The sequence below is a fragment of the Nocardia sp. NPDC049190 genome (genome assembly GCF_040648115.1).
Classification (GTDB): domain Bacteria; phylum Actinomycetota; class Actinomycetes; order Mycobacteriales; family Mycobacteriaceae; genus Nocardia.
Map to the genome: position 1 here is coordinate 454995 of NZ_JBEZDE010000001.1, position 25623 is coordinate 480617.

The 25623-nt window shown below is 66.9% G+C and carries 26 protein-coding genes, 3 tRNA genes and 1 pseudogene; 15 read left to right on the top strand and 15 right to left on the bottom strand.

All coding sequences use genetic code 11. The features are described from left to right. Nucleotides 1-133: 133 nt before the first annotated feature. The 3 genes from AB0B25_RS01740 to AB0B25_RS01750 all read right to left on the bottom strand — a co-directional run bounded on the left by AB0B25_RS01740 (nt 134) and on the right by AB0B25_RS01750 (nt 2733). Nucleotides 134-970, bottom strand: coding sequence for an ABC transporter ATP-binding protein (locus tag AB0B25_RS01740; protein WP_357173131.1), 837 nt, complete (start codon nt 968-970; stop codon nt 134-136). Between the two features lie 9 nt (nt 971-979). Further along, on the bottom strand, nt 980-1804 hold the full coding sequence (locus AB0B25_RS01745) for an ABC transporter permease (RefSeq protein ID WP_357173292.1): 825 nt from the start codon (nt 1802-1804) through the stop codon (nt 980-982). A gap of 323 nt (nt 1805-2127) precedes the next feature. Next, nucleotides 2128-2733, bottom strand: a complete 606-nt coding sequence (locus AB0B25_RS01750) for a bacterial proteasome activator family protein (RefSeq protein WP_357173134.1) — start codon at nt 2731-2733, stop codon at nt 2128-2130. A 261-nt stretch (nt 2734-2994) separates the two neighbouring features. Between AB0B25_RS01750 and AB0B25_RS01755 the strand changes: the two genes are divergently transcribed. Continuing rightward, nucleotides 2995-4197, top strand: a complete 1203-nt coding sequence (locus tag AB0B25_RS01755) for a cysteine desulfurase-like protein (protein ID WP_357068642.1) — start codon at nt 2995-2997, stop codon at nt 4195-4197. A 19-nt stretch (nt 4198-4216) separates the two neighbouring features. Here the strand turns inward: AB0B25_RS01755 and AB0B25_RS01760 are convergent, their stop codons facing one another. Further along, nucleotides 4217-5221 carry an NAD(P)H-quinone oxidoreductase gene (locus AB0B25_RS01760; protein WP_357173137.1) on the bottom strand — a complete coding sequence of 335 codons (1005 nt, stop codon included), beginning with the start codon at nt 5219-5221 and terminating at the stop codon, nt 4217-4219. A 149-nt stretch (nt 5222-5370) separates the two neighbouring features. On the opposite strand from AB0B25_RS01760, the gene AB0B25_RS01765 reads away from it, so the two are divergent. From AB0B25_RS01765 to AB0B25_RS01775, 3 genes are all read left to right on the top strand, one after another. Next, nucleotides 5371-6549: an alpha-hydroxy-acid oxidizing protein gene (locus tag AB0B25_RS01765; RefSeq protein WP_357173140.1), complete on the top strand. Its 1179-nt coding sequence runs from the start codon at nt 5371-5373 to the stop codon at nt 6547-6549. Between the two features lie 40 nt (nt 6550-6589). After that, nucleotides 6590-7090 carry a MarR family transcriptional regulator gene (locus AB0B25_RS01770; protein ID WP_357173143.1) on the top strand — a complete coding sequence of 167 codons (501 nt, stop codon included), beginning with the start codon at nt 6590-6592 and terminating at the stop codon, nt 7088-7090. Between the two features lie 24 nt (nt 7091-7114). Next, nucleotides 7115-7199, top strand: a tRNA-Ser gene (locus AB0B25_RS01775). A gap of 135 nt (nt 7200-7334) precedes the next feature. Here AB0B25_RS01775 and AB0B25_RS01780 read toward each other — a convergent pair. The 3 genes and pseudogenes from AB0B25_RS01780 to AB0B25_RS01790 form a co-directional block, all read right to left on the bottom strand. Continuing rightward, nucleotides 7335-7430: pseudogene (locus AB0B25_RS01780) on the bottom strand (site-specific integrase); the annotation flags it as partial. A 64-nt stretch (nt 7431-7494) separates the two neighbouring features. Continuing rightward, nucleotides 7495-7698: a hypothetical protein gene (locus tag AB0B25_RS01785; RefSeq protein ID WP_357173146.1), complete on the bottom strand. Its 204-nt coding sequence runs from the start codon at nt 7696-7698 to the stop codon at nt 7495-7497. Further along, nucleotides 7688-8131, bottom strand: coding sequence for a hypothetical protein (locus tag AB0B25_RS01790; RefSeq protein ID WP_357173149.1), 444 nt, complete (start codon nt 8129-8131; stop codon nt 7688-7690). Before AB0B25_RS01790 ends, AB0B25_RS01785 begins: the two co-directional genes overlap by 11 nt. Nucleotides 8132-8291: 160 nt before the next feature. Between AB0B25_RS01790 and AB0B25_RS01795 the strand changes: the two genes are divergently transcribed. Further along, nucleotides 8292-9221, top strand: coding sequence for a helix-turn-helix domain-containing protein (locus AB0B25_RS01795; protein WP_357173152.1), 930 nt, complete (start codon nt 8292-8294; stop codon nt 9219-9221). Nucleotides 9222-9299: 78 nt separating this feature from the next. Here the strand turns inward: AB0B25_RS01795 and AB0B25_RS01800 are convergent, their stop codons facing one another. Beyond that, nucleotides 9300-10424 carry a nitric oxide synthase oxygenase gene (locus AB0B25_RS01800; protein ID WP_357173295.1) on the bottom strand — a complete coding sequence of 375 codons (1125 nt, stop codon included), beginning with the start codon at nt 10422-10424 and terminating at the stop codon, nt 9300-9302. 478 nt (nt 10425-10902) lie between these two features. Between AB0B25_RS01800 and AB0B25_RS01805 the strand changes: the two genes are divergently transcribed. Both AB0B25_RS01805 and AB0B25_RS01810 read left to right on the top strand, forming a co-directional pair. Continuing rightward, nucleotides 10903-11934 (top strand): HoxN/HupN/NixA family nickel/cobalt transporter, encoded by a 1032-nt coding sequence (locus AB0B25_RS01805; protein ID WP_357173298.1) that lies wholly within the window; start codon nt 10903-10905, stop codon nt 11932-11934. A 73-nt stretch (nt 11935-12007) separates the two neighbouring features. Continuing rightward, nucleotides 12008-13078, top strand: coding sequence for an alpha/beta hydrolase family protein (locus AB0B25_RS01810; protein ID WP_357173155.1), 1071 nt, complete (start codon nt 12008-12010; stop codon nt 13076-13078). Here AB0B25_RS01810 and hisC read toward each other — a convergent pair. Continuing rightward, on the bottom strand, nt 13075-14154 hold the full coding sequence (hisC, locus tag AB0B25_RS01815; protein ID WP_357173158.1) for a histidinol-phosphate transaminase: 1080 nt from the start codon (nt 14152-14154) through the stop codon (nt 13075-13077). The genes AB0B25_RS01810 and hisC overlap by 4 nt on opposite strands. Nucleotides 14155-14271: 117 nt before the next feature. On the opposite strand from hisC, the gene AB0B25_RS01820 reads away from it, so the two are divergent. The 4 genes from AB0B25_RS01820 (at nt 14272) to AB0B25_RS01835 (ending at nt 15500) form a co-directional block, all read left to right on the top strand. Further along, nucleotides 14272-14976 (top strand): dienelactone hydrolase family protein, encoded by a 705-nt coding sequence (locus AB0B25_RS01820; protein WP_357173160.1) that lies wholly within the window; start codon nt 14272-14274, stop codon nt 14974-14976. An 88-nt stretch (nt 14977-15064) separates the two neighbouring features. Continuing rightward, nucleotides 15065-15154: transfer RNA gene (locus tag AB0B25_RS01825), tRNA-Ser, on the top strand. Nucleotides 15155-15188: 34 nt separating this feature from the next. Beyond that, nucleotides 15189-15261, top strand: a tRNA-Arg gene (locus tag AB0B25_RS01830). A gap of 95 nt (nt 15262-15356) precedes the next feature. Next, nucleotides 15357-15500: a hypothetical protein gene (locus tag AB0B25_RS01835; RefSeq protein WP_357173163.1), complete on the top strand. Its 144-nt coding sequence runs from the start codon at nt 15357-15359 to the stop codon at nt 15498-15500. A gap of 231 nt (nt 15501-15731) precedes the next feature. Here AB0B25_RS01835 and AB0B25_RS01840 read toward each other — a convergent pair whose 3' ends face one another. The 3 genes from AB0B25_RS01840 to AB0B25_RS01850 all read right to left on the bottom strand — a co-directional run bounded on the left by AB0B25_RS01840 (nt 15732) and on the right by AB0B25_RS01850 (nt 17832). Then, nucleotides 15732-16457, bottom strand: a complete 726-nt coding sequence (locus AB0B25_RS01840) for a maleylpyruvate isomerase family mycothiol-dependent enzyme (protein WP_357173165.1) — start codon at nt 16455-16457, stop codon at nt 15732-15734. 220 nt (nt 16458-16677) lie between these two features. Beyond that, nucleotides 16678-17070 (bottom strand): RidA family protein, encoded by a 393-nt coding sequence (locus AB0B25_RS01845; RefSeq protein WP_357173167.1) that lies wholly within the window; start codon nt 17068-17070, stop codon nt 16678-16680. Between the two features lie 63 nt (nt 17071-17133). Then, a complete protein-coding gene (locus tag AB0B25_RS01850) occupies nt 17134-17832 on the bottom strand; it encodes a DUF998 domain-containing protein (RefSeq protein WP_357173170.1) in 699 nt (232 codons plus the stop codon). Between the two features lie 119 nt (nt 17833-17951). On the opposite strand from AB0B25_RS01850, the gene AB0B25_RS01855 reads away from it, so the two are divergent. Continuing rightward, a complete protein-coding gene (locus AB0B25_RS01855) occupies nt 17952-18089 on the top strand; it encodes a hypothetical protein (RefSeq protein WP_357173173.1) in 138 nt (45 codons plus the stop codon). Here AB0B25_RS01855 and AB0B25_RS01860 read toward each other — a convergent pair. Together AB0B25_RS01860 and dcm are read right to left on the bottom strand one after the other, a co-directional pair. Further along, nucleotides 18086-18499 carry a very short patch repair endonuclease gene (locus AB0B25_RS01860; protein WP_357173176.1) on the bottom strand — a complete coding sequence of 138 codons (414 nt, stop codon included), beginning with the start codon at nt 18497-18499 and terminating at the stop codon, nt 18086-18088. The genes AB0B25_RS01855 and AB0B25_RS01860 overlap by 4 nt on opposite strands. Then, on the bottom strand, nt 18496-19629 hold the full coding sequence (gene dcm, locus AB0B25_RS01865) for a DNA (cytosine-5-)-methyltransferase (protein WP_357173301.1): 1134 nt from the start codon (nt 19627-19629) through the stop codon (nt 18496-18498). Before dcm ends, AB0B25_RS01860 begins: the two co-directional genes overlap by 4 nt. Nucleotides 19630-20001: 372 nt before the next feature. On the opposite strand from dcm, the gene AB0B25_RS01870 reads away from it, so the two are divergent. After that, the gene (locus tag AB0B25_RS01870) at nt 20002-21252 is read left to right on the top strand and encodes a KasA/KasB family beta-ketoacyl-ACP synthase (RefSeq protein WP_357173179.1); all 1251 of its coding nucleotides are present in this window, start codon (nt 20002-20004) and stop codon (nt 21250-21252) included. 111 nt (nt 21253-21363) lie between these two features. After that, the gene (gene fadD32 / locus AB0B25_RS01875) at nt 21364-23289 is read left to right on the top strand and encodes a long-chain-fatty-acid--AMP ligase FadD32 (RefSeq protein WP_357173304.1); all 1926 of its coding nucleotides are present in this window, start codon (nt 21364-21366) and stop codon (nt 23287-23289) included. On the opposite strand, the gene AB0B25_RS01880 is transcribed toward fadD32, so the two are convergent. Beyond that, nucleotides 23286-23564, bottom strand: a complete 279-nt coding sequence (locus AB0B25_RS01880; RefSeq protein ID WP_357173182.1) for an antibiotic biosynthesis monooxygenase family protein — start codon at nt 23562-23564, stop codon at nt 23286-23288. The two genes, fadD32 and AB0B25_RS01880, sit on opposite strands and share 4 nt — an antisense overlap. 244 nt (nt 23565-23808) lie before the next feature. Between AB0B25_RS01880 and AB0B25_RS01885 the strand changes: the two genes are divergently transcribed. Continuing rightward, nucleotides 23809-25620, top strand: a complete 1812-nt coding sequence (locus AB0B25_RS01885; RefSeq protein ID WP_357173306.1) for an ABC transporter ATP-binding protein — start codon at nt 23809-23811, stop codon at nt 25618-25620. Nucleotides 25621-25623 lie beyond the last annotated feature (3 nt).

Genomic DNA, 25623 nt, shown 5'->3' on the forward strand with positions numbered 1-25623 from the left:
TCTCGGGTATGAGCGGAGCTCTCCGTGGTTATGCTGCGCTGCCGCCTGCGAGCTTGACCGCTCATGCTGTGGCCTCGGGCATGAGCGGAGCTCTCCGTGATTACGCTGCGCTGCCGCCTCCGAGCTTGACCGCTCATGCCTGATTCCGCTCCAGTTCTCGGTCGGTTCCGCCGGCCCGTTCGACTGCCATCTCACGCAGCACGGTCGCGACGTGATTACCCGCGTCCGGACCCTCATAGGCTCGCACCACTTCTTCGATCCCGCCACGCAAACGGATCTGGCCGTGATCGATCCACAGCGCCGAATCGCACAGTTGCGCAAGGAATTCGTTGGAATGGCTGGCGAAAACCAGGATGCCCGAGCGCGCCACCAATGATTGCAGCCGGAGTCTGGCCTTTTTCATGAATTCCGCGTCGACTGCGCCGATTCCTTCGTCGAGCAGCAGGATCTCCGGATCGATCGAGGTCACCACGCCCATCGCGAGGCGAACCCGCATACCGGTGGAATAGGTGCGCAGCGGCATGGACAGATACTCGCCCAGCTCGGTGAAATCGGCGATTTCGTCGATCTTCGACAGCATCTGCTTACGCGTCTGCCCGAGGAACAGGCCACGGATGATGATGTTCTCGTAGCCGGAGATCTCCGGGTCCATGCCGACGCCGAGATCGAACACCGGCGCGACCCGCCCGCGGATGCGCGCGCTGCCGCGCGAGGGTTCGTAGATGCCGGAAAGCAGCCGCAGCAGCGTGGACTTACCCGCGCCGTTATGTCCGACCAGGCCGACCCGGTCGCCTTCCTTCAGCGACAGCGTGATGTCGCGCAGCGCCTCGACCACGACGACGTCGGACTGGTTACGCCCGATCGCGCCGCCCGCCTTGCCGAGAAAAGCCTTTTTCAACGAGCGCGATTTGGCGTCGAAGATCGGGAATTCCACCCACGCCTGCTGGGTTTCGATACTCACACGACTCATGGGGCGCTCCTATACCCAGTACGGCACGCGCGAACGGTACTGCTTCATGGCGAAGATCGCCACGATCCAGCCCGCGATGGTGATTCCGCCGACGATCAACCAGTGCCGCAACTCTTGCGGTTCGCCGAGTAGGGGCGCCCGGACGATCTCGAGATAGTGGAAGGTCGGCACCAGTTCGGCCAGCTTGGCGCGGTCGCCGGTGCCGATCTGCGACTCGAGGGTCTTGGTCGTCCACATGACCGGGGTCAGCACGAAAAGCATCAGTGTGGTGCTACCGAGAATCGGTGCGATATCGCGGTAGCGGGTGCTGAAAATGCCGAACACGATCGACACCCACATGGAGTTCAGGAACACCAGCGCGATCGCCGGAATCGCCAGCAGGCTCGACCAGCGCAGGTTCTGCCAGACCCCGAAGGCCGCCAGCATCACCAGATAGATGACCATGTTGTGCGCGAAGAACAGCAGCTGCCGCCACACCATCCGATAGATATGGACGCTCAGCGCCGAAGGAAGCTGTTTGATGAGCCCCTCGTTGGCGATGAAGACCTCCGAGCCCTCCAGGATGCTCGCGCTGATGACGTTCCAGATGATCAGACCGACCGTGACGTACGGCAGGTACTCCCGCAGCGGCTGGCCGAGCAGCGCCGCGTACAGCACGCCCATCGCCGCGGCCTGCAGGCCGGTGGCGATGGTGATCCAGAACGGGCCGAGCACCGAGCGTCGGTAGCGCTGCTTGATGTCCTGCCAGCCGAGCGACAGCCACAGCTCGCGCTGGGCGAAGCCGCTGCGGAAGTCTCGGAACGCGCGACGGAACGTCTGGGAATCCGACACGATCGGCTCCGCAGTGGCGCCGGCTCGTTCGCTCCCGGCGGGCGCCGGGTCCGCTTCGACCGCGGCCGTGTTCTCCGTCGCGTCACTGTTTGTCGCGTTCACCGGATCCTGCTCCGCCGAATCGTCGCTGGAACGCTCCGTGCGCTCGGTCGACGGCGGTGAGCTGTCATCTGAACGTGCTTGGTCATCGGAACCAACTGAGCTCTCTTCAGGACGCACCGCACTCGGTTCGGATACCGAGTCGGAGCGAGCGGCAGCGGCGGGCACGGTGCTCGACACTACCCTTGCGGCCGGCCTGGACCCGCGTGGCACATCCCGTCGCCCGGTCAGAGGTATTGGCCGGAACCGCCGGTGACCTGATTTCCATGCCCACCGCGCGGGTCGGCGGCGTGGATGCCCGCGGGCAGCGCGCCCTGGCGCATCTGCTCGAGCTGCGCGCGTGCCGCCATCTGCTGTGCGAACAGCGCGGTCTGGATGCCGTGGAAAAGGCCTTCCAGCCAGCCGACCAACTGTGCCTGCGCGATCCGCAGTTCGGCGTCCGTGGGGACGGTGTCGTCGGTGAACGGCAAGGTCAGCCGCTCGAGTTCTTCGCGCAACTCGGGAGCGAGGCCCTGCTCCAGCTCGCGCACCGACGACTTGTGGATCTCCTTGAGTCGACTGCGGCTGGCGTCGTCGAGCGGAGCCGCGCGCACTTCTTCGAGCAGCTGCTTGATCATGGTGCCGATCCGCATGACCTTCGCGGGCTGCTCGACCATGTCGGCGAGCGATTCGCCGGAATCGTCACCGATGTCCGGGTCGTCCTTCTTGTCGCCATCGGTCACCACCTGCGCGGTGAAGGGCGCTCCGGATCCGGCCTCCGCGGGGATAACCAACGGTCTGCCGTCCGGTCCGACAACGACGATGTGGTCCGGTTCCTCATCCGAGTGCGTCATGATCCCTATCATGTCGCGTTCGCTCGGCAGGCGCTCAGCGGGTGCCCCCGGCCTCGGCGGTGCGCGCGGCGCGACGGGCTGGAATGGGGTTGCCCGGTCCACGCCGCGGCGACGCGAAGGCGTTCTATTCTGTTCGGGTCGTGTGGTTCGGATTTGTCGAAAGTCGGTTGCCATGCTGAGTCCCAGGTCACTGTGCTCCCGCTGCGAGGCAGAAGGCAACGCGGTTACACAGGCTCGTCCGCTGCCCTTAGAGTGGCCAACATGACTTACGACGTCGCGAGGGTTCGGGGCCTGATACCGTCCCTCGGCGACGGCTGGATCCATCTCGACCCGCAGTTGGGCATGCTGGTTCCGGACGCGGTATCTCGCGCCGTATCAACGGGTTTCCGAACGTCTTCGTTTTCACATATCGGGCGCAACGGCGCCGCCGTGCGCAGCGCGGCGATCCTGGACGCGGCTCGTGAAGCGGTGGCGGACCTGGTCGGCGGTGACCCGGCGGGCGTCGTGCTCGGCCCCGACCGCGCGGTCCTGTTGGCCTGGCTCGCCGAATCACTCAGTTCGCGGCTCGGGCTCGGCACCGGCATCGTGCTGTCCCGGTTGGACGACGAGGCCAATGTGGCGCCGTGGCTGCGCATCGCCAACCGCTACGGCGCGCATGTGCGCTGGGCGGAGGTCGAGATCGAGACCTGCGAGATGCCGTCGTGGCAGTTCGAGGAATTGATCGGACCCACCGCTCGACTGGTGGCGCTGACCGCGGCTTCGCCCATCGTCGGCTCCGCTCCCGCCGTCCGAGTCGCCGCGGACCGGGTGCACGAGGTGGGCGGCCTGCTGGTGGCCGATGCGTTCGGAGCCGCACCCTACGCGCTGATCGACATCGAGGATTTGAATGCCGACGTGGTTGCGCTGAGCGCCCCGGCATGGGGTGGCCCGCAGATCGGCGCGCTGGTCTTCCGCGACCCGGCCTTCTTGGACCGGATTCCCTCGATGTCGTTGAACCCTTATGCGAAGGGCGCCGAACGGCTCGAGGTAGGCGGGCACCAGTACGCGCTGCTCGCCGGGCTGACCACCTCGATCGACTTCCTCGCGGGCCTCGACGAACGGGCGCACGGCACCCGGCGCGAGCGGTTGGAGATGTCGATCACCTCGCTGCAGGACTACCACGACCAACTGTTCGAGTATCTGATGGACGCGCTGGACAAGATTCCGAACATCACCGTGATCGGGCGCGCGTCTACTCGAATCCCCACCGTCAGTTTCACGCTCGCCGGCATGCAGGCGGAAAAGGTCGCCGCCAAACTGGCCGACAATCGGATCGGCACGTTGAGCGGGGTGCACGGCGGCAGCCGGCTACTGGACGCGCTCGGCGTCAACGACGAGGGCGGCGCGGTGACCGTCGGCCTGGCGCCGTACACCACGAGGTTCGAGATCGATCAGCTCAGCAGGGCGCTCGTCGCGTTGGAATGACCGCCGGAACTTCCGGCGCTCACAGGTCCTGCACCCGTAGTATCACCTTGCCGAATATCTCGCCGGAGTTCAGTAGCCGATGTGCCTCGGCCGCCTGATCGATCGGCAGTTCGGCGCCGATGACCGGTACGACCGTGCCGTCGGCGATCAACGGCCACAAATGCCGAGTCAACTCCGTGATGATCTCCGCTTTGCCGCCCACACCGGTCGACGGCCTCGCGCGCAGGTTGGTCGCGTGGATGGTGCCCCATTTGCGCAGCAGCGCACCTAGATTCAGTTCCGCGCTGATGCCACCCTGCATGCCGATCACCACTAGCTGTCCGTGTGCGGCGAGCGCCTCGACATTACGCGCCAGGTAGCTGGCGCCCATAAGGTCCAGAATGATGTCCGCGCCTGGGCCGTCCGCGGCCGACTGCTCGGCCCGCACCGCGGCGACGAAGTCATCGTCGCGGTAGTTGATCAGTACGCTCGCGCCGAGCTCCGCGCAACGGGTCAGTTTCTCGACCGTTCCCGCGGTCACCGCGACGCGCGCGCCCAGCGCCGTGGCGACCTGGATGGCGTGCGTGCCGATGCCGCTGCCGCCGCCGTGGATCAATACCAGCTGGTTCGCGTGCAGCCCCGCGGTCATCACCAGGTTCGACCACACGGTGGCCGCTACTTCGGGCAGCCCGGCGGCCGCGCCGAGATCGAGGCCGTCCGGAACCGGAAGCACCTGGGTCGCGGGGACCGCGACCCGTTCGGCATAGCCGCCGCCGGACAACAGCGCGCATACCCGGTCGCCGACCTGCCACTCGTGCACGCCGTCGCCTAGCTCGGCGACGACGCCGGAACATTCCAGGCCGAGGACTTCGCTGGCGCCCGCCGGGGGTGGATAGTGGCCTTGACGCTGCATCTGGTCGGCGCGATTGACGCCGGCCGCAGCCACCTCGATCAGTACTTCGCCGTGCCCGGGCGTCGGGTCCGCGGCCGCGGACCACTGCATCACCTCTGGGCCGCCGAAACCGTTCAGGTTGATAGCACGCACAATGTCATAGTGCTCCCGCCGTCCGGACCGCCGCGCACGGGGCCCTCGGCCGGTGTGTCGCACAACGATCGGCGGGGTAAGCGCGGGCGGAAAAGAGCAATCCGACCAGCCGCCTGCGGTAGTCGGCGCCGCCGACTACCGTCTCGGTGGTGACCAGCGGCTTCATCGGTTTCCAGAACGAGATCTACCTAGGCGGCCTCGGCGGTGCGGTGCCCGAATTGCCTATGACCGCAGCGGGTTTGGAGCTGAGCGCACAGGAGCGGCTGGACCCGGTGGCGTTCGCCTATGTCGCCGGCAGCGCCTCGGCCGAACGCACCGCGGCGGCCAACCGGCGCGCTTTCGAGCGTTATCGGATCCTGCCGCGGATGCTGCGCGGCACCACCGGGCCGGGCGCACGGAATCTGTCGGTGGAGGTGCTGGGGACGCGGCTGGCCGCCCCGGTGCTCACCGCCCCGATCGGCGTACTGGAGTTGCTGCACGCGGGCGGCGAGGTGATCGCCGCCGAGGTGACCAAGGAACTCGGTATCGGTACCGTGCTGTCCACGGCGGCGTCCTCGACGATCGAAGAGGTCGGCGCGGCGGCCGGTGCGTGGTGGTATCAGCTGTACTGGCCCGCCGACGACGATCTGGCGAAGTCATTCGTCCAGCGCGCGGAGCGGGCGGGCGCAACGGCGATTGTGGTCACCGTCGACACCCCGGCCCTCGGCTGGCGTCCGCGTGACCTGGAGCATGCGCACCTGCCGTTCCTGCATGGCAAAGGCATCGCCAATTACCTGTCCGATCCGGTCTTCCGTGCGAAACTGCCGTCTGCACCGGAGGAGAGCGAGGAGGCCATGCGGATGGCGATTCTCGCCTGGGCCGGGCTGTTCGGCAACCATGGTTTGCGGCCCGCGGACCTCGCGCAGTTGCGCGCGTGGACGGATCTCCCGATCGCGGTGAAGGGCATCCTGCACCCCGACGACGCCAGGCAGGTGGTGGACGCCGGCGCCGACGCGGTGGTGGTGAGCAACCACGGTGGCCGCCAGGTGGACGGCTCGATCGCCGCGCTGGACGCGCTGCCGTCGGTGGTCGCCGCCATCGGAGACCGCGCCGAGGTGCTGTTCGACTCGGGTGTGCGCACCGGCTCCGACGTACTCGTCGCCTTGGCGCTCGGCGCCAGGGCGGTACTGTACGGGCGGCCGTGGGCCTACGGTCTCGGCCTCGCGGGCGCCGCGGGCGTGCGGCACGCGCTGCGGTCGCTGCTCGCCGATTTCGACTCGGTGCTCGGCCTCTCCGGCTGCGCGGACACCGCCGATGTGGGCCGCTCGCTCCTCTCTGCTGCTCGCTGACCTGCGATATTGCCAATTTCCGCGGTTTTCCGGGCATAGAATGACGTTCGTGCATTCCGAACCGAGCGGTCACACAGTGGTCGAACCGCGATGGCTCACGCCGGCGCAGCAGCGCGCATGGCGGGCTTACACGGACGGCCACCTGCGCCTGATGACGGCGCTGAACCGGCAGTTGCAGCGTGACAGCGACCTGAGTCTCGCCGAGTATCGGATCCTGGTTCTGCTCTCGGAGGCCCCCGACCGCTCGTTACGGATGAGCGAGTTGGCCGACGGCGTGCTGTCGTCCCGCAGCCGGCTGACCCACCAGATCCGTCGGCTCGAGGCCCAGCACATGGTTCGGCGCAACACCTGCCTGGAGGACGGCCGCGGAGTTCTCGCCGAGCTCACCGACGAAGGTATGCGCCGCCTGGAAGCCGCCGCTCCGGGTCATGTCGAAGCGGTCCGCCGCGACTTCATCGATCTGCTCACCCCGGCCCAGCTCGAGGCCATTTCCGACGTCTTCGGACGCGTAGACAAAGAAATCGGAAAGCAGCCCGGCTAGGCGGTCCGCTACGATCAGTGGCCTGGAGACGTGGCAGAGTGGCCGAATGCACTCGCCTTGAAAGCGAGCGTCGCGAGAGCGACCGGGGGTTCAAATCCCTCCGTCTCCGCTCAGGTTCGCTGAGGCCACCCGGCAATTCGCGCCGGGTCGACCATTCGAACACTCGGGCGCGGTGGCGCCACCTGGACAACCGCAGACAGTGCATCCGCCTGGCTATGCACGTCGGTGCGCAGTCACAGCGCTCGAGCCCGGCCGCCACGGTCGCAATCGGGACACCCGATAGATGTGTCAACGCGGTACCGCAGGTATGCCGGGCGTCGTGCAACCGGATGGACCGCACGTGCCGCGTCGTCAGCGGCTCGGTTCGAGCGAGGGCGCCGAGCACCATCACCTGTGATTGCGATCTACTGAGCGCGATCGGCTTTCCTCGCCAGCGTGCGCAGGACGTCCCGGACTCGCTGACGCGGCTGCAATGAATCGTCGTCGGTGTTACCGAGCAGCTCGGCGGTTTCCTCAGGGTTGAGCGGCCAGCCATCGGCGCCGATGATCGACAATGTGCCGTCGGTATGGCTGTGCATGATGCCGATGGGCTCGTTGTCACTCGCCATGGTCGGCCCCGTTCCCGCGGCCGAGCCTGTAAGCCGACAGGTACTGCACGCAGTCCGGCCTGTGGCCACCATGCGCACGGGCCACGAAATCGGCCTCCGCCGACGAACGGAATGCACCCTCCTGCCAGCGCTTACGGTAGAAATGTCGCCACATCGCGCTGTCGGCGCGGGTGGTCATCGGATCCTCGCTGGAACAAAGTGTTCGGCTGCGATGAGCATGTCCAAGGCGGCGCGTTTGGCCGCGCAGTTGTCGGCTGTCGCAGTTGATGAGTTCCTGCATCACCTCATGCGCTTGCTGGCGGCTGTAGCGCTTTTCGGGTGCGGCGTGGCAGCCGCCGAGGTGGTCTATCGCGTAGGGCAGGCCGACGAAGATCACCCAATCCAAACACAGTATGGCTGCGACGACGATCAAAAGTGCCACGTGTTCGGACATTTCGTACCCCTGGCGATTGTGGTGTGGTTGGTAGGCGCCCGACGCAGGGGAGATCAGGTCGACCCAGCGCCGAGTGCTGGGTCGAGCATCGACCGAATCGGTGTGACGCCGAGGCAAATACGCGTCCACAGCCGTCCACAGCAGCGCTACGGTGATCTACATGGAACCCGGTGCGCTGCTGCGTGCCGCTCGCGAGGCGGCCGGTATCTCGCTGCGCGCGATGGCCGAGCGGACCTACTACGGCAAGACGTACCTGTCACTCATCGAGACCGGCCAGCGCCCGATACCTGCCGGCGTCACCGCCGCCTACGAAAGGGTGCTGGGTGCGGACCTGGGGCGGCTGACGGCTGTGGCGCGAACGCCGGCCAGCGTGGACACTGCCGCTTTGTCCGACGTGGCGGTGATGTTGGCGGCTACGCGCCGAATCGAAGACGTGGCCGGAGCTGTGGTGGTGCTTCCGGCGGTGCGCGGTATGTCCGCTATGACCGAGGCATTTGCCCGTGCGGCGCGCACGGTACGGACCGAGGCGGCGTCCCTCGCGTCGGAGGTCACGCAGTACCGGGGATGGTTGGAGCACGCGATCGGTGCTGACACCACCGCCCGTCGTAGCCTCGGCACGGCAGTAAGTCTCGCGGAGGAGTCCCGCGACCCGGACCGGCTATCGCACAGCCTGGGCTTCCTCGGCTACGTGACCATGAGCGCGGGGAATCACCGGGAGGTCATCGCCCTGTTGGACGCCGCGTTGGCAGTGCGGGACGCGCACCCGACTGTCGAGGCGTACGGGCGAATGCGGCGAGCTGAGCTGTTGGCTGCGCGCGGCGAGACACACGAGGCGCACCGTGCGCTGGTTCTGGCCGACGTCGCGGCGGAAGCTGCGGACGGCATCGATCCCCCTACATCGATGTATTGGTGGAGCCACGGGTTCGGCGCGGTGCAGCGTGGCGGTGTCCTATCACTGCTGGGACGTACGGCCGAAGCAGTTGAGGAAGCGACACACGGGCTTGCGGCGATGCCGGTCGAGCACCACCGGTCTGAATGGTTGGCCTCAGCGCTACGCCGTGTCGACCCGGACATGAGCGCTGACACCTGACGCCACTGGTTGGTCACGGCTGACGGCGCCGAGCCACATCATCGCTGCTCGGCGCCGCACGGATCCGGCAATGGATGGTCAGAGTGTCGCGTCCTCGCCGAAATCCCGCCGGACAAAGTTCGGACGGATGTCCAGGTCGGGCGGGTCGTAGTAGCGGTGGAAGGTCGGGGTCAGGCCCGAGGAGATGGGCGGGTTGATCCAGCTCCAGTCGGTGGGGCAGGTGCGGCCCGCGGCCTCCTCGCGTTCGACGTGATCGCAGAACTGCTTGGCGACGGTGTGGTGGTCGACGATATAGACGCCGGCCTTGCGGAAACTGTGCAGTACCGCGCGGTTGAGTTCGACCAGCGCTTGATCACGCCACAAGGTGCGCTCGACTCTGGTGTCCAGGCACATCATTTCCGCGATCAGCGGCAACATGTTGTAGCGGTTGGTGTCGCTGAGGTTGCGCGCACCGATTTCCGCGCCCATGTACCAGCCATTGAACGGCGCGAACGGGTAGACCATCCCGCCGACCTCCAGGTTCATATTGGACACCGCGGGCAGCGCGTGCCAGCGCAGGCCGAGTCCGACGAACCAGTCGAACTCCGGATGCTCCAATTCCACCTCGCGCGCAAGCTCCTTCGGGACGTCGAACCAGCGAATCGGCTCGTCAGGAGTGCTGATCAGCAGCGGAAGAATGTCGAACGGCGTTCCGGCGCCACGCCACCCGAGCTTCATGGCGAACTCGGTGAGCGCGAGGGAGGCGGGGTCGCCGGTGACCGTGCCGTCGCCATTGCGGTAGCCCGCGTAGCGGATGAGCTGGGGATTGACGATCCGGAACTCACGTCCGTCCGGCTGACGCGGCGGGCCCACGGTGATCATCGACTGGATGGCGCCGCCGTTGGTGGCCATCTGCAGGTGCTGCCAGCAGACTTCGGCCAGGTCACGGGCCGAACGCACGCGGCGGGCATCGAGCAATTTCAGGGAGCGCCAATGCTTTCGGCCGACACAGCGGGCGTGATTGCGCCAGGCCAGCTTTGCGCCGATCAGGATCTCCTCGGCGGTCTGTAGATAGCCGCCGGACTGTTCGAGCTGCTCGAGCGCGCTATGGCGACGTCGCGGGGAAAGATGAGCCAACTCGGGCAGTTGGAAGAATTCGTCGCACTCCTGTTTCCGGCGTTTCAGACAGCTGTCGAAAGGCTGTGTGTCCGGTTTCTTCTCGATTGATGGCACGGGTAACACTTGATTCACGGTTTTCTCCGGTCGGGCATAGGTGCTGCGGTGAAACAGACGAGTTCGAGCAGAGAAGTCGCGGCAGTTGCGCGGCTGGTACCGCATCGTTGCGGTGGGCCGCGAAGGTGTGCGCGGCGTGTGATGCCACAAAATAGCCTTCGCCCGAAACCTGTCCGAAGAGCAAGGGACATGTCGTGCCACGGAACCGGGCGGCCGGTCCGCTTACCGCGCGTGCGCGCAGCGAGTTGACCTCGGTGCCGGTCGTGTAAATGCACGATCATGCCCATCCTCGTTCATGCTCGGAAAAGGCCCGCCGATCAGGGTACGGCCGGTGTGCTGGCGGTGTGCCGGGATTTGCTGGATTTGCTGGATCTGCCTATGTCGCGGACCGGAAGCGACGGTGGCGAGTACCGTTGATCTGATCTGCTTTTCGAGAGTGGAGAGGTTGGTCGTGCGCAGCGTCATCGGGATGGCGATCACCGTCGTCGCACTACACATCATCGGCTGGGGGACGCTGCTGGTGTTCGTGGCGCCCAGTCATTTCGTCATTCAGGAATCGGTGTTCGGCGTCGGTCTCGGCGTGACCGCGTACACGCTGGGGATGCGGCACGCGTTCGACGCCGACCACATCGCGGCGATCGATAACACCACTCGGAAACTGGTGGCGGAGAGCGGGAAACAACGCGTCCAGACCGTGGGCTTCTGGTTCGCCCTCGGTCACTCCAGTGTGGTGTTCGTGCTCGTCGCCCTGCTCGCCTTCGGGGTGCGCGCGCTCGCGGCCGGTCTGCAGGACGAGAACTCGACGCTGCAGCGCTGGGCGGGGCTGTGGGGCACCGGCGTGTCCGGCACGTTTCTCATCCTGATCGGTCTGCTGAATCTGAGCTCGTTGGTGGGGATCTGGCGGGTGTTCCGGCAGATGCGTCGCGGCGCGTTCGACGAGGCGCAGTTGGAGCGTCAGCTGGACAGTCGGGGCCTGATGAACCGGGTGCTGCGGCCGGTGATCGGCATGGTTCGCAAGCCGCGACACATGTACCCGGTCGGACTGATGTTCGGCCTCGGGTTCGACACTGTCACCGAGGTCGGTCTACTGGTGATCGCGGGCGGTGCGGCGGCGACCGGGCTGCCCTGGTATTCGATCCTGGTACTGCCCGTGCTGTTTTCGGCGGGCATGGCGCTGTTCGACTCCTTGGACGGCTCGTTCATGAGCTACGCCTATGACTGGGCCTTCGCCAGGCCGGTGCGAAAGATCTACTACAACCTGGTGATCACCGGGCTGTCGGTGGCGGTCGCGCTGCTGATCGGCGGGCAGGAGATCGTGTCGATCTTCGCCGCGAAGCTGGAGGTCGAGTCGGGCGTTATCGGCTGGGTTGGAAACCTCGATCTCGGTGACCTCGGTTACATCATCGTGGGGCTTTTCGTACTCACCTGGGCAGTCGCTATCGCGGTGTGGCGCTTGGCCGGAGTGGAACGGCGCTGGCAAGACGGTCTCGCCGCTCGGTGAACCCGGGACATGCTCGGTTCGCCGCCCGGCGTCCATAAGGCCTGCCCCTGTCATCTCTGGCAGGATGGTCTGCATGCTGGCTCGGCGCGGGGTGCGGCGTTGGGTTTCCAGCGCCCTCACAGTCGCCGCACTTGTTTCCGGTGCGGTGGTATTCGGTGTTTCCCATGTGGCGGCAGCTCCCCCCGTCCCGCCGGCGAGCACCGGGTCCTCGGATGGGCCGGGCGCGGCCGAGCCGACCACGAAACCGCCCGCGTTTCCCATGATCAAGCGAATCGAGCCGATCAACGACCGGTGGTTGCGCGTCTTCGTCGCCTCGCCCGCGATGAGCCGCGAGGTCGAGGTGCAGGTATTGCTGCCACGCGACCAGTCCCGACCGCGCCCCACGGTCTATATGCTCGATGGCCGCAGTGCGAACGCGGACAGCAACAATTGGACCGACCTCGGGCACGCGGACCGGTTCTACGCGGATAAAGACGTCAACGTGGTACTCACCGTCGGCGGTCCGGCCAGCTTCTACACCGACTGGCAGCGCGCCGATCCGGTGCTCGGTAAGAACATGTGGGAGACGTTCCTGACCAAGGAACTGCCCCCGCTGATCGACGCGAAGTTCAACGGCAACGGTCGCAACGCGGTCATGGGCGTCTCGATGGGCGCCGAAGCCGCGATGATGCTCGCCTTCCGGCACCCGACGCTCTACACCGCGATCGCCGCACACAGCGGCTGCTTCTCCACCGGCACCGACATCGGCCAGGCGCAGGCGCGCGCGGTGGTGGCGACCTACCAGGGCGAGCCCGACAATATGTTCGGCAAGCAGGACGATCCGGCCTGGCTGGCCCACGATGTCACGCTGCACGCGGAGTCGTTGCGTGGCAAGACGATCTACCTGTCGGTCGGCAGCGGCCTGCCGGGTGTGCACGACGTGCCGGGCAACCCCGACGTGGACGTGGTCAGCGCCATTGGTTTCGGTGGACCGCTGGAGGCCGCGACGAACGCCTGCACCCGACGGCTCACCGACCGGTTCCACAGCCTCGGTATCCCGGTGACCGCGCACTTCCGCGATACCGGCACGCACTCTTGGCCGTACTGGGAAGACGAGTTGGCCCTGTCCTGGCCGACGATCGCGGGCGCGCTCGGCGTCGACTAACCGAGGAACCGCGCGGTCACCGCCGGGTCGGCGGCGAAGCCGAGAAACAGCTCGTTCTCGTGCGGGTCACCGATGGTGATTCGCACGCCGTCGGTGCCATACGGCCGTACCAGGACGCCCGCCTCCGCGCTCGCCTCGCCGAATGCGACGCTGCGCTCGCCGAGCGGCAGCCAGACGAAGTTCGCCGCGCTCTGCGGCACCCGGTAGCCGGCCGCCACCAGCGCGTCGCGCACCCGCTCGCGTTCCACGACGAGCAGGTCGGTGCGGTCGAGCAGTTCGTGCCGTGCCTCCAGCGACGCGATCGCCGCGGCCTGCGCGACCCGGCTGACGCTGAACGGGATATGCACCTTCAGCAGCGCCGTGATCACGGCGGGATCGCCCACCGCGTAGCCGACCCGCAGCCCCGCGAGTCCGTAAGCCTTGGAGAAGGTGCGCAGCACAACCACATTGGGTCTGGTCCTGCCGAGTTCGACGCCGTCTGGATGGTCTTCCGGCGACAGCCGCACGTATTCGTAGTAGGCCTCGTCGAGCACGACCAGCACGTGCGACGGCACCGCGTCCAGGAACCGGGTCAGCGCAGCCTTCCCGACGGCGGTGCCGGTCGGGTTGTTCGGGTTGCACACGAAGATCAGCTTGGTTCGCTCGGTGACCGCGGCGGCCAGCGCGTCCAGATCGTGCCGGTAGTCCGCGGTGAGCGGTACCTGCACAGCGGTGGCATTGCCCACCTTGGTCACGATCGGATACGCCTCGAACGAGCGCCAAGCGAAGAGCACTTCGTCGGCGGGAGCAGCACAGGTGATCTGCACCAGCTCCTGGCAGAGCGCGACACTGCCACAGCCGACCGCGACATTGCCGACTCCCACATTGAGAAACTCCGCCAGCGCCATACGCAGGTCGGTCGCCTGGTTGTCCGGATACCGGTTGGCCAGCTCGGCTGCCTCGGTGATCGCCTTGGCCGCGGCGGGCAGCGGACCGAAGGTGGTCTCATTGCTGGCCAGCTTCACGGAGCCGGGATGGGTGCGGCCGGGGGTGTACGCCGGGATCGAATCAAGGTCCGGCCGGATCTGCGCTGACACACCCCAACCATAATCCGCGCGGCGGAAAGCCTGATCGGCGTACCGGAAATTCTCCTGATGATGAGCGCCCACCTGCAATTTCTACCGAAGACCAGCAACTCGCCCTACGCTGGTTTCATGTCGGGCACCTACGACGATATGGCCCCGCTGCGGGCAGACGACTTGGAAGACGAGCGGCCGACCGCCCATGCGCAGGTGCCCATCACCGTGGTAGAGCCCGAGGGGAACGCTCGTGGCGGGATCGTGGTGCTGCACGAGTCCCGGCAGTTCACCGGCGCCGTGCGCAACCTGATGAACGCGCTGGCCACCGAGGGCTGGACCGTGATCGCACCCAACCTCTTCCATCGCGCGAACGGCGAACCGGAAGCCGGCGTTTTCGGCGATCAGCTGTTCAACGACTTCGATGCCTGTTTCGACTGGCTCACCCAGCATGGCGTATTCCCGGACACCATCGGCGTGCTCGGCTTCGATTCCGCGGGTACCGCCGCCTTCCTGGTCGCCACCAACCGGCCGATCGGGGCGGCAGTGAGTGTCGCGGCGCAGGGCATTGTCGAGCCGCTCACCGAGCAGGCCGACGCCTTGGTGTCCGCGGCCCCGGACCTGCAGGCGCCGTGGCTGGGCCTGTTCGGCGCCGACGACCCGGCCACCCCGCCGGCTCAGGTCGACCAGCTGCGCGACGCGACCGCCCGCGCGGCGGTGGCGAGCCTGGTCGTTACCTATCCGGGTTTGTACCACCGCGCCGACACCCCCGAAGCCGACGACATCGATCTGGCGGATTCGCAGACCAGAATATTCGACTGGTTCGACAGTAACCTGCGCTGACCAGTCGTTTTGTGATCTGGACGGTGGCTGCTGTAACCTTTCTGCTCGGTGGTTCGAAAGGACCGGTGCCCTCGAAGAGAAGGCTCCAGGAGGCGTGCCAGAGCGGCCGAATGGGACTCACTGCTAATGAGTTGTCCCTTCACCGGGACCGGAGGTTCAAATCCTCTCGCCTCCGCCACACCCGGGTAACCGGTACAACTGAATAATTACATGCGCCCGTAGCTCAACGGATAGAGCATCTGACTACGGATCAGAAGGTTAGGGGTTCGAATCCCTTCGGGCGCACTCAGGTAGAAGGCCCCTTCACTCGTAGCGAAGGGGCCTCTTCGCATCTCTGAGGACGACACCATTCGACGACAACGTCACTCGACAAGGAGTCCATGCCCGTTGCCGGGCACGCCGAAATCCGTACCGACTTACCTCGCACCACCCTCAACGAATCCGCCGGCGCCCTGCCCAGCCCACGTGCTGTAGTCCTGCGAAACTCCGGACAGATTCCCGAGCAGGTCGCCACAGGCAGCTGAGTTGTGGCCAGTCATGCCAGCAGTCGGTGCAGTCCGCCGCGCGACAGTGCATCCAACCCCCGCATGCCTCGTCCGGTTCCCAAACCGTGTGTTCCGCGATGGAATGCGGGCACTGATCGCACACAGTTGGTTGAGTCCACTGCTTGGCCTGGTCACCCACGGCACTCGTTCTTCATAAACAGCCTTCGCTGACAGTGGAAGGGTCTTCTCGCATAGAAGGAGTTCGCGGCTTCACTTCCACGCGGGAAGGGGAGGCAGGTCGCCGGTCAGGTCGGCGCCCGCACTGCGGCCGATCAGCCAGGCGGCGAGGGACGCGGCGGGGCCGGTGATGGTGTGGGTCGTGGGGGTGGCGCCGATGATGATGGCGTAGTCGGTGTCGGTGGCGTGCAAGGCGAACGGCTCGAGGGGGAACTCGGCGATCCGGCGGTTCAGGTCGGCGGCCGCCTGGGGGAGGAGGCGGGCGACGAAAGCGGCGGGCCAGTCCGATGGCTGGTAGCCCGTGTTCAGGTCGACGTGGTGGATCTCCACCTCCTGCAGACGCATCCAGCGCACCTCGACGGCTGGGATCGGGCGGCCCTGGCGGGTGCGTACCCGAGCCTGCCAAGCGTCGTCGGTGAGGCTGCGCGCCAGGCCGAGCCAGCGGTTCGCGGCGGTCTCGTTGTCGGCTAGTTGTTCGGTCAGGGGACGCGGTGCGCCCGCCTCGATATCGTGGTCGCGCAGGAAAGCGCTGGCGTACTGCGGGATTTCTACGCCGGTGTGTGCCCACAGCAGCAGGTTCACCAAGCCGTCGGCATTGCGTGCCAAGTGGGCGAGCACGTGACCGCGGGTCCAACCGGGTAGCAAAGAGGGGCCGGCGCCGGCGTGCTCGTCGAGGCTGCGGATGGTGCCGAGCAGGCGTGTGGTTGCCTCGGCGATCGTGTCGAGCTGGACGGGGTTCTGCGAGGCATCGGCAGTCACGACCCCGACCCTAGCGACGCAACCCCAGACACCGTAGCGACGGGCCGAAAGCAGACCGGCAAACCCAGGCACCTGCCACTACCGAAAGCTCCATCTGCCTTCGGCAACTCGCCGAGCGTAGTGATATGGCGATCGAATTCGCCGTGGGCGACCACAATTCGACTATTTTCGACGGAAGCTTGGGGCCGAGTAGTGATGCGACGGAATTTTGGGTACGGCGTTAGTCGGCGACGATCGCGTCGGCTTCGATCTCCACCAGCAAGGCCGGGGTGATCAGGGCGCTGATCTCGTACATGGCCGTGGCGGGTCGGATCGCACCGAATACCTCGGCGTGCGCTTCGGCCACTTCGGGCCATCGCGAAATGTCGGTGACGAAGATGCGGGTACGCACGACATCGGCCAGACTCGCACCTGCCTCGTTCAGTGCGGAGCCGATGCGGCGCAGCGTTTCCCTCGTCTGCGCGCCGATGTCGTCGCCGCCGACGGCGGTGCCGCCGGGAGCCGAGGCCGTGGTGCCGCTGACCGCGATGACATTGCCGAGTCGCACTGCCCGCGAGTAGCCGACGATGTCTTCGAACTCCGAAGCCGAGGAGATGGTCACGCGATCGCTCATGGCGTCAGCATCGCATGGGCCCGCGTGGACGGGAACGTGTCCCGCGGCCGCGGGTCGGGGAGATCAAGTCGGGTCGGTCCAGTCCTTGCCCTCCAGAACGACGGCGGCGGCCAGCGTGAGCAGCCATAGCGACATCGCCCCCACCTGGATGCGCTGGGCGATCCCGAGGGCGTAGTTGCCGGAAAGGTTGTCGGCGACCAGCATCCACACCGTCGCCGCCGACCCGACCACCAGGACGACCAGACCGAACTCACGCAGGATCCGCCACCGGTGGTAGCGGAACGCGGCCAGGCTGAACGCGAAGGTGGCGACCGCGATCGACGTCACCGCCACGGTGCTCGATAGCGCGTGCGGCTGATGCAGCTGGGGAAACAATTCGCTCGGCCCACCGCAGGCGCTGTCGCCGGGAGTGCATTCGCGCAACGGCACCACTACGTCGGCGATGGTCGCCGCGCCGAAGCAGAACAACGCTACCCAGCCGACCGTGGTGAATCGGCGGCGAGGGAAAAGCAGCAGTCCCGTGACCGCGGCGGGCATCAGGGTCGCCCCGACGATCGTGTCGGCAATGGAGAACACCTGCCGGTACGGTTTGCCCTCCGCGTCGAGCTGGCTGAGGAAGGAATTGACCGAGTCGACGTCGATTTTCAGCACATAGGCCAGCAGCCAGGACGAATAGCAGAGCCCCGTGATCGCGATCGCGGTAGCGAGCACTACCGACGCAAGTCGCGCTCGCCGCTCGGCGATCTTCGGGCTATCGGTCACGACCCCATTCTGCTGCTCGTCGCGCACCGCCGAGCTTCGACCCGTCTACATTTCGCAAACGTCATCGACACTCGACACACAGGGTCTTGTCAGGTTCGCCGAACACTCTGTAGGGGAAGATGACATTCGAGGAGGTCCTTATGCTCGGCTTCGCGACCGCTGCCGCCGGAATCGCTGTGCTGACGGTGATGGTGGTGTCCGGCTATCTGGCCACCCATGCCCCGCGCTCGCTCGTGCGCGTCCGGCATCGCCGCTAGGGCGACCGCAGTGCCGCCTGGACGCGGTCGGCGGCGGCGATGACGTCCTCGTGCTCCCACACCCGGACCACCTGCCAGCCCGCCGCGGTCAGTGCCGCGTCGGTGGCGCGATCTCTAGCCACATTGCCCGCCAGTTTGGCGGCCCACCATTCGGCATTGTTCTTCGGATCGGTCGCGTGCTGCGGACAGCGGTGCCAGAAGCAGCCGTCCACGTAGACCGCGACGCGTCGGCGCGGGAACACCAGGTCGGCTCGGCGGCGTTGCCCGCGCAGCGGCGCGCGATCGACGAAATAGCGCAGCCCACGGCGGTGCAGCTCGCGGCGCAGCGCGAGCTCCGGGTCGGTCCCGGCGCGCCGCTGGCGTGCCATCCGAGCGCTGGTGGCCGCGTCCGTGCCCGGCCGGTCGCTCACGCCGCCCAGCCGCCCATCCGGTCGAGGTGGCATTCCACATCGGCGAGGAAGCCCGGCGGGAAACGTAGGGTGCCCATGCTGGTTCGGCGCAGGAATCCGGCGGTCGCGCGGGCCGAGAGCAGTCGCGCGTCGGATAAGAAGTGGGTCAGATCTTCGTAGGGCTGGTGCACCGGCCATGTGGATACCGGAACTCGGTAGGCGACACCGCCGCGCCCCCACGCGGCGACCGGCCACGGCGTGCCCGCCGCCAGCGGCTGATCGCCGGGAATCGGGTCCAGCGGTGCGGCCAGCCGCGACCCGACCCAGCCCGCCATCCGCACACTCACCGCGTTGCCGACCAGTTTCCAGCGATGCCCTTTGCGGACGCCGGGCACCTCGGTGGCGGGAACGGTCCAGTCCGCGGCGAAACCCTGCAGTCGTTCGGCGTCGACGATGCCCGGCGTGACGATCTCGCCGGAGGGCAGCCGTACCGCGGGCGGACTGGCGATGCCGAGCGCCGAACCGCCCTTCAGCGTGGGCACCGCGTTCACCGCCCAGCCGAGGCCACGCACCCCCTCGGTCCAGTAGAAGCCGCACGGATCGTGTTCTGGGTCGCCGACGGCACGGGGACCGGCGTCGTCGCCGAACAGCACCTGGCGCGGGTCCTCGGTGCGCGAGGCCAGCATGAGCACCCGCTGGCGGCGCTGCGGCAGGCCGAATGCGCGCGCGTCCACCACCCGGTAGGCCCAGGTGTAGCCGAGTTCCTCGAGTGCGTGGGTGATGTGCCGCATCGCCGCCCCGCGGGCGAGTTGCAGCATGAACGGAACGTTTTCGATCAGCAGCCAGCGCGGTCCGCGTTGTCGGCGCACCAACCGGAATACCTCGTCGACCAGGCCGGACCGCGTGCCGGTAATGCCCGCGGTGCGTCCGGCCTGCGACAGGTCCTGGCACGGGAACCCCGCCGCGACCAGTTCCGTCCCCGCCGGGATGGCGCGCAGCCGGGTGATGTCGGAATGCAGTGGAACATCCGGGAAGCGGGCCGCCAGCACGCCCCGGGCGCCGGGCTCGATCTCGCACAGCAGTTCGGTCTGCCAGCCGTGCTCACCGAGGCCGAGCTCGAGTCCGCCTATCCCGGCGAACAGCCCAACCATCCGCGCGCCCGTCACCGATCGTCCTTCCTCGTGTCCAGGACGAGACGCCGTCAACCTTGCGCCCGTGCCCGGTGAGCAGGTTACTCGAGTGGTCCGAGGTTACTCGAGTGGTCCTGGGGCGATCGGTGAACTGCCCGACCGATTGCCCCGCACCTGGTACGGTCCGCGTGTCACGCACTGCGATCGGCGAGCCCTTCCCGATAATGCACAGGGCCGATCACACGCGCGGCCATGATGACAGGCTGGTAGGTCGATTCTCCTGCGCTCCAGTGCCGTCCGCGCGGGCCGTTGCACGATCCTGGTGGCGCGCTCGCGAATTGCCATTTTGCTCGACAAAGTTTCCAGAGCGACGCTAGGGAAAGTGAGCGAAAGATGCGGATTCCTTCCACCGAGAACGGGAGCTTTCCCGCGGTCGTTGTCACCAGCCTCGCCGCGACGACATCTATCGCGAGCGATGTGGACTCCACCTGGAAGGGCCTGCTCAATGGCGAAAGCGGCATCGATGTGCTCGATGACGACTTCATCGATCAATTCGAGCTGCCGGTGCGGATCGGCGGACACCTGAAGGTCGCCCCTGCGGATTTGCTGTCCAGAACCGAGGCGCGCGGCCTGGCCTATGTGGAGCAGATGGCCACGGTGCTCGGTCGCGAGGTCTGGCGCAACGCGGGCAGCCCGGAGGTGGACAAGCAGCGCCTCGGGGTGTCCATCGGCACCGGTCTCGGCGGCGCCGAGGCGATCATCCACGCGCGGGACAAGTTGAGTAACGGTGGTTATCGCAAGGTTTCGCCGTTCACTGTCCAGGCCGTCATGCCCAACGGCGCCTCGGCGTGCGTGGCGGTCGAACTCGGCGCGCAAGCCGGCGCCGCGACGCCGGTCTCGGCGTGCTCGTCGGGGGCGGAAGCGATCGCGAACGCGTGGAAGATGATCGTCATGGGTGATGCCGACATGGTCGTCGCCGGTGGTGTCGAGGGTTCGATCCAGGCGATCGCGATCGCGGCGTTCACCATGATGCGTGCCATGAGTATGCGCAACGACGCACCGAAGTGCGCCTCGCGCCCATTCGACGTCGATCGCGATGGGTTCGTGTTCGGCGAGGCGGGCGCAATGATGGTGATCGAGACCGAGGAGCACGCCAAAGCCCGCGGCGCGACCATCCACGCCCGGCTGCTCGGTGCCGGCGTCACCTCCGACGGGTTCCACCTCGTCGCACCCGATCCGGACGGCGCCGGGGCGGCCCGTGCGATAACGCGGGCGCTGCAGACCGCGGGACTCGGCCAGAAGGACATCACGCATATCAACGCGCACGCGACCGCCACCCCGATCGGCGATACCGCCGAGGCGCGCGCGATCGCCAAGGCTGTCGGCACGCACGCGTCGGTCTACGCGCCCAAGTCGGCGCTGGGCCATTCGATCGGCGCGGTCGGTGCGCTCGAATCGGTGATCACCGTGCTCAGCGTGCGCGACGCGATCGTGCCACCGACGCTGAACCTGGACAACCAGGACCCGGACATCGACTTGGACATTGTGCGCGGCCGATCCCGCCCTGGCCGGATCGATTACGCCGTGAACAATTCCTTCGGCTTCGGTGGGCACAACGTCGCACTCACGTTCGGCCGATATTGAGCGCTGGGTGCCCGGGACACCTGCTAGCCTTCCCGACGCTTCGTTATCGACCTGTGTTCGGTGTCATTGCACGGCCTGAGTGCCGGTGCGCTGGAAAAGGATAAGGCGATGATCGACGAGACCTTCGACGACTATCTGGACGATCAGGGCAATATCAAGATTCGCGGTGACAAGACCCTGATCGACTTCGTCGACAAGCACTGCGCGAAGAACGGCGACGAACTCGCCTACCGCTATATCGACTACTCCCGCGAACGCGACGGTGAGTACCACGACCTCACCTGGCGCCAGTTCGGCGTCCGCTTGCGCGCGGTGGCGGCCCGGTTGCAGCAGGTGACACGGCCAGGAGACCGGGTGGCGATCCTCGCGCCGCAGGGGCTCGACTACGTCGTCTCGATCTTCGCCGCGGTCTACGCGGGCAATATCGCGGTACCGCTGTTCGATCCCGACGAGCAAGGGCACACCGACCGGTTGCACGCCGTGCTCGGCGACTGCGCACCCGCGGCGATCCTCACGGTGGGGTCTGCGGCGCGGGGGGTACGGAATCTCTTCCGGGAGCTTCCGCCGCAGCAACGTCCGCGCATCATCGCGGTGGAGGCGATCCCGGACAGCGTCGGCGGGTCCTGGGTGTGGCCGGATATCAATATCGACAGTGTCGCGTACCTGCAGTACACGTCGGGGTCGACGCGCACGCCCGCAGGTGTGGAGATCACCCACCGCGCGGTCGGCACGAACCTGCTGCAGATGATCGACGCCATCGGCGTCACGGAGGACTCGCGTGGCGTCACCTGGCTGCCACTGTTCCACGATATGGGCCTGCTGTGCGTGATCCTGCCGACCATCGCGGGCCGATTCATCACGATCATGTCGCCGAGCGCGTTCGTGCGCCGTCCCTACCGTTGGATCAAGGAACTCTCCGCCGCTTCCGACGGTGCCGGGACCTTCGCCGCCGCGCCGAATTTCGCCTTCGAGCATGCTGCGGTGCGGGGCAAGCCGAAGCCGGGCGAGGAGCTGGATCTGTCCAACGTCATCGGCCTGGTCAACGGCAGTGAGCCGGTGTCGGTGTCGTCGATGACGAAGTTCAACGAGGCATTCGCGCCGTACGGTCTACCGGAGACGGCGATCAAACCCTGTTACGGCATGGCCGAGGCGACGCTGTTCGTGTCGGCGACCAAAGCCGCGGATACGGCGAAGGTCGTATATGTGGATCGTGCCGAGTTGAACGCCGGGCGCATGGTCGAGGTCGCGCGGGAGACGGCGAATGCCATCGCCCAGGTCTCGTGTGGGTTCGTCGCGCTGTCGCAGTGGGCGGTGATCGTCGACCCGGACCACGGCACCGAGCGGCGTGATGGCGAGGTCGGCGAGATCTGGCTGCACGGCGAGAACATGGGCATCGGTTACTGGGGCCGCCCCGAGGAGACGGCGGCGACCTTCCGCGCCGAGTTGGCCGCGCGCCTGCCGGAAGGCAGCCATGCCCAAGGCACCGAGCCGGATGCCCACTGGATGCGCACCGGTGACTACGGTGCGTACCTCGATGGCGAGTTGTACATCACGGGCCGGGTCAAGGATCTGGTGATCGTGGACGGCCGCAACCACTACCCTCAGGATCTGGAGTTCTCCGCACAGGAATCGAGTCCGGCGCTGCGTCCTGGCTTCGTCGCGGCGTTCTCGGCGCCCGCGAACGAATTGCCCGCACTGGTCTTCGATCAGGACAACCACTCCGGCCTCACTTTCGACGCCGACGACACCTCCGAGCAGCTGGTGATCGTCGCGGAGCGCAACTCCGGCGCCGGGAAGCTCGAACCCCAGCCGGTCGCCGACAGTGTGCGCGCCGCCATCGCACGGCGGCACGGCGTCCTGGTGCGCGATGTGCTGCTGGTCCCCGCGGGCTCGATCCCGCGCACCTCCAGCGGCAAGATCGCTCGCCGAGCCTGTCGTGCGGCCTATCTGGAAGGCACGTTGCGCGGCGGGTATCAGCAGCAGGCGTTTCCGGACGCACCGCTGGAGTGGGATTCGGAGCGCGCGGTCACCGGCTAGAGCCGGATGTCGGTGGCGTACTCGAATTCCCGGACGTCGGCGCCCACGATCTGGGCGTCGAGGTCGGCGGAAGTGCCGGCGCCACGGAAGCGCTCCACCGCGTCGCGGGTCGCCCAGCGCTCGTAGATGTTCACCCGATCGGTTTCGACCAGGTCGGCGCCGAGCGCGAAGTCTAGGCAGCCTTCGGTGGCGCGGGCGAGTGCGACGACGTCGCGACAGTTCTCGAGGTAGCGGTCACGATCGGTGACGCGCAGATATCCGGCGACGATCAGCATGGACACCGAGTGTACGTCTTGACCTCGAGCTGGCTCGAGGTTGTTGGCTGGACCGATGAGCGCCGTTCTCTGCCGCGATCCCGCGTCGTGCAGCGAGGATGCGGTGTGCGACGGGTGTGGCCGAACGGAAAATCGGTTGGCCGATCCGGGACGCGATGCGACGCTGGAACGTCGTACCTCGATGCGAACATCATCGAGCGTTTCGACTTCCGACACCGCGATCCACGAGATCCGAGGGGGAGCTTTGTCCGTCGCGCTGGACCTCTCGTCGGCCGAACCGGAGGCCGACCGCCCGGAGCGGCCCGCTGCCGCGCCGGGCCGACTACATTCGCTGCGCCGATTCTGGCCGTACCTGCGTCCGTATCGCACCGCGCTGCTCGCCGCGAGTGGCCTCGCTACCCTTGCGACGCTGACGGCCATCGTGATTCCGCTGATTTTGGCCAGGATCATCGACGGCCCCATCGCCGAGCGGGACTTCACCGCCTCGCTCGCGCCGGTGGCGGGCGTGCTGGTGCTCGGCATGCTGGAGGCGGTCGGCGTGTGGGGGCGTCGCTGGCTGGTCTCCGCGCCGGCCACCCGGTTCGAGATCACCATGCGCGCCGAAATCTTTCGTAAGCTGCAGTCGCTGGCGATCGGCAGGCACGACGCGTGGGAGTCGGGTCAACTGTTGTCGCGCGCGGTGGACGACCTGGCCACCCTGCGTCGGTTCGTCTCGTTCGCCGGACCGTTCCTGCTGATCCACATGGTGATCATCCCGGTCGGCCTGTCCGTGCTGTTCGCGCTGAACTGGCAGATCGGCCTGATGTTCGCGATCGTGTCGATTCCACTGGTGTACATCTGCGTTCGGTTCGAGCGGCAGTACTCGGTGGCCTCGCGGCGCTCGCAGGACCAGTCCGGTGACCTGGCCACCACGGCCGAGGAGTCGGCGCAGGGGGTGCGGGTACTCAAGGCATTCGGTCGCGGTGTGTTCTTCGGCGGCCGATTCACCGCCCAGTCGCGTGAGCTGCGGCAGACCGAGTTGCTGAAGGTGCGCTACAACGCGACGCTCTGGTCGGCCATGGTGAGCCTGCCGCAGCTGGCCATCGTGTTCGCGCTCGGTTATGGCGGTTACGCGGTGGTGCATACCACGATGACGCTCGGCACCCTGGTCGCGGGCATTACGCTGACGACCTTTCTGCAGTGGCCGATCATCTGGACCGGCTACCTGCTCGCGGAGCTGAACGACGCGCGCACAGCGGCAGATCGGTACTGGGAGATCATGGATACCCCGGTCGACATCACCGACCCGGCCGATCCCGTGGACCTGCCGGACCGGATCGACGGTGAGTTGCGTTTGCACGGTGTTCGTTTCGCCTTCCCCGACGCTGAAAGCGATGTGCTGCACGATGTGTCGCTACAGGTGCGGCCCGGCGAGACGGTCGCGCTGGTCGGCGCGACGGGCAGCGGCAAGACCGCGCTGCTCAACCTGATCCCGCGCCTGTATGACGTGACCGGTGGCGTGATCACCATCGACGGGGTCGACATCGCCGCGATGCGCGTGGCCGATCTGCGCTCGCTGGTGTCGGTGGCGTTCGAAGAGCCGGTGCTGTTCTCGGCGAGTGTGCGCGAGAACGTCGCGCTCGGCGCTGCGGACGCCTCCGATGCCGACGTGCGCCGCGCGCTGGAGGTCGCCCAGGCCACCGGGTTCGTGGACGACCTGCCCTGGGGGCTGGATACCAGGATCGGTGAACAAGGCATGAGTCTGTCCGGTGGGCAGCGTCAGCGGCTCGCACTGGCCCGTGCGGTGCTCGGCGGCGCCGGCGAACGAAGCCGGATCATGGTGCTCGACGACCCGTTGTCCGCGCTCGACGTGCAGACCGAGGAACGGGTGCAGGAGCGGTTGCGCACCGTGCTGGCCGACGCGACGACGCTACTCGTCGCGCACCGCCCGTCCACCGCGGCGCTCGCCGATCGGGTGGTCGTGCTCGCCGACGGTCGGATCGTCGCGGAGGGAACACACGACGATCTGCTGCGGACCAGCGGCAGATACCGGGAACTGATGGGGGGTGAGAAATGAGCA

Excerpts from the sequence above, each read along its gene's own strand:
- AB0B25_RS01810 (WP_357173155.1), top strand. The coding sequence starts at position 12,008 with ATGCTGGCTCGGCGCGGGGTGCGGCGTTGGGTTTCCAGCGCCCTCACA.
- AB0B25_RS01770 (WP_357173143.1), top strand. The coding sequence starts at position 6,590 with ATGACGTTCGTGCATTCCGAACCGAGCGGTCACACAGTGGTCGAACCG.
- AB0B25_RS01835 (WP_357173163.1), top strand. The coding sequence starts at position 15,357 with ATGCCCGTTGCCGGGCACGCCGAAATCCGTACCGACTTACCTCGCACC.
- AB0B25_RS01880 (WP_357173182.1), bottom strand. The coding sequence starts at position 23,564 with ATGCTGATCGTCGCCGGATATCTGCGCGTCACCGATCGTGACCGCTAC.
- AB0B25_RS01820 (WP_357173160.1), top strand. The coding sequence starts at position 14,272 with ATGTCGGGCACCTACGACGATATGGCCCCGCTGCGGGCAGACGACTTG.
- AB0B25_RS01870 (WP_357173179.1), top strand. The coding sequence starts at position 20,002 with ATGCGGATTCCTTCCACCGAGAACGGGAGCTTTCCCGCGGTCGTTGTC.
- AB0B25_RS01795 (WP_357173152.1), top strand. The coding sequence starts at position 8,292 with ATGGAACCCGGTGCGCTGCTGCGTGCCGCTCGCGAGGCGGCCGGTATC.
- AB0B25_RS01740 (WP_357173131.1), bottom strand. The coding sequence starts at position 970 with ATGAGTCGTGTGAGTATCGAAACCCAGCAGGCGTGGGTGGAATTCCCG.
- AB0B25_RS01785 (WP_357173146.1), bottom strand. The coding sequence starts at position 7,698 with ATGGCGAGTGACAACGAGCCCATCGGCATCATGCACAGCCATACCGAC.
- AB0B25_RS01790 (WP_357173149.1), bottom strand. The coding sequence starts at position 8,131 with ATGTCCGAACACGTGGCACTTTTGATCGTCGTCGCAGCCATACTGTGT.
- AB0B25_RS01750 (WP_357173134.1), bottom strand. The coding sequence starts at position 2,733 with ATGACGCACTCGGATGAGGAACCGGACCACATCGTCGTTGTCGGACCG.
- dcm (WP_357173301.1), bottom strand. The coding sequence starts at position 19,629 with ATGGTTGGGCTGTTCGCCGGGATAGGCGGACTCGAGCTCGGCCTCGGT.
- AB0B25_RS01855 (WP_357173173.1), top strand. The coding sequence starts at position 17,952 with ATGACATTCGAGGAGGTCCTTATGCTCGGCTTCGCGACCGCTGCCGCC.
- AB0B25_RS01755 (WP_357068642.1), top strand. The coding sequence starts at position 2,995 with ATGACTTACGACGTCGCGAGGGTTCGGGGCCTGATACCGTCCCTCGGC.
- AB0B25_RS01805 (WP_357173298.1), top strand. The coding sequence starts at position 10,903 with ATGGCGATCACCGTCGTCGCACTACACATCATCGGCTGGGGGACGCTG.
- AB0B25_RS01845 (WP_357173167.1), bottom strand. The coding sequence starts at position 17,070 with ATGAGCGATCGCGTGACCATCTCCTCGGCTTCGGAGTTCGAAGACATC.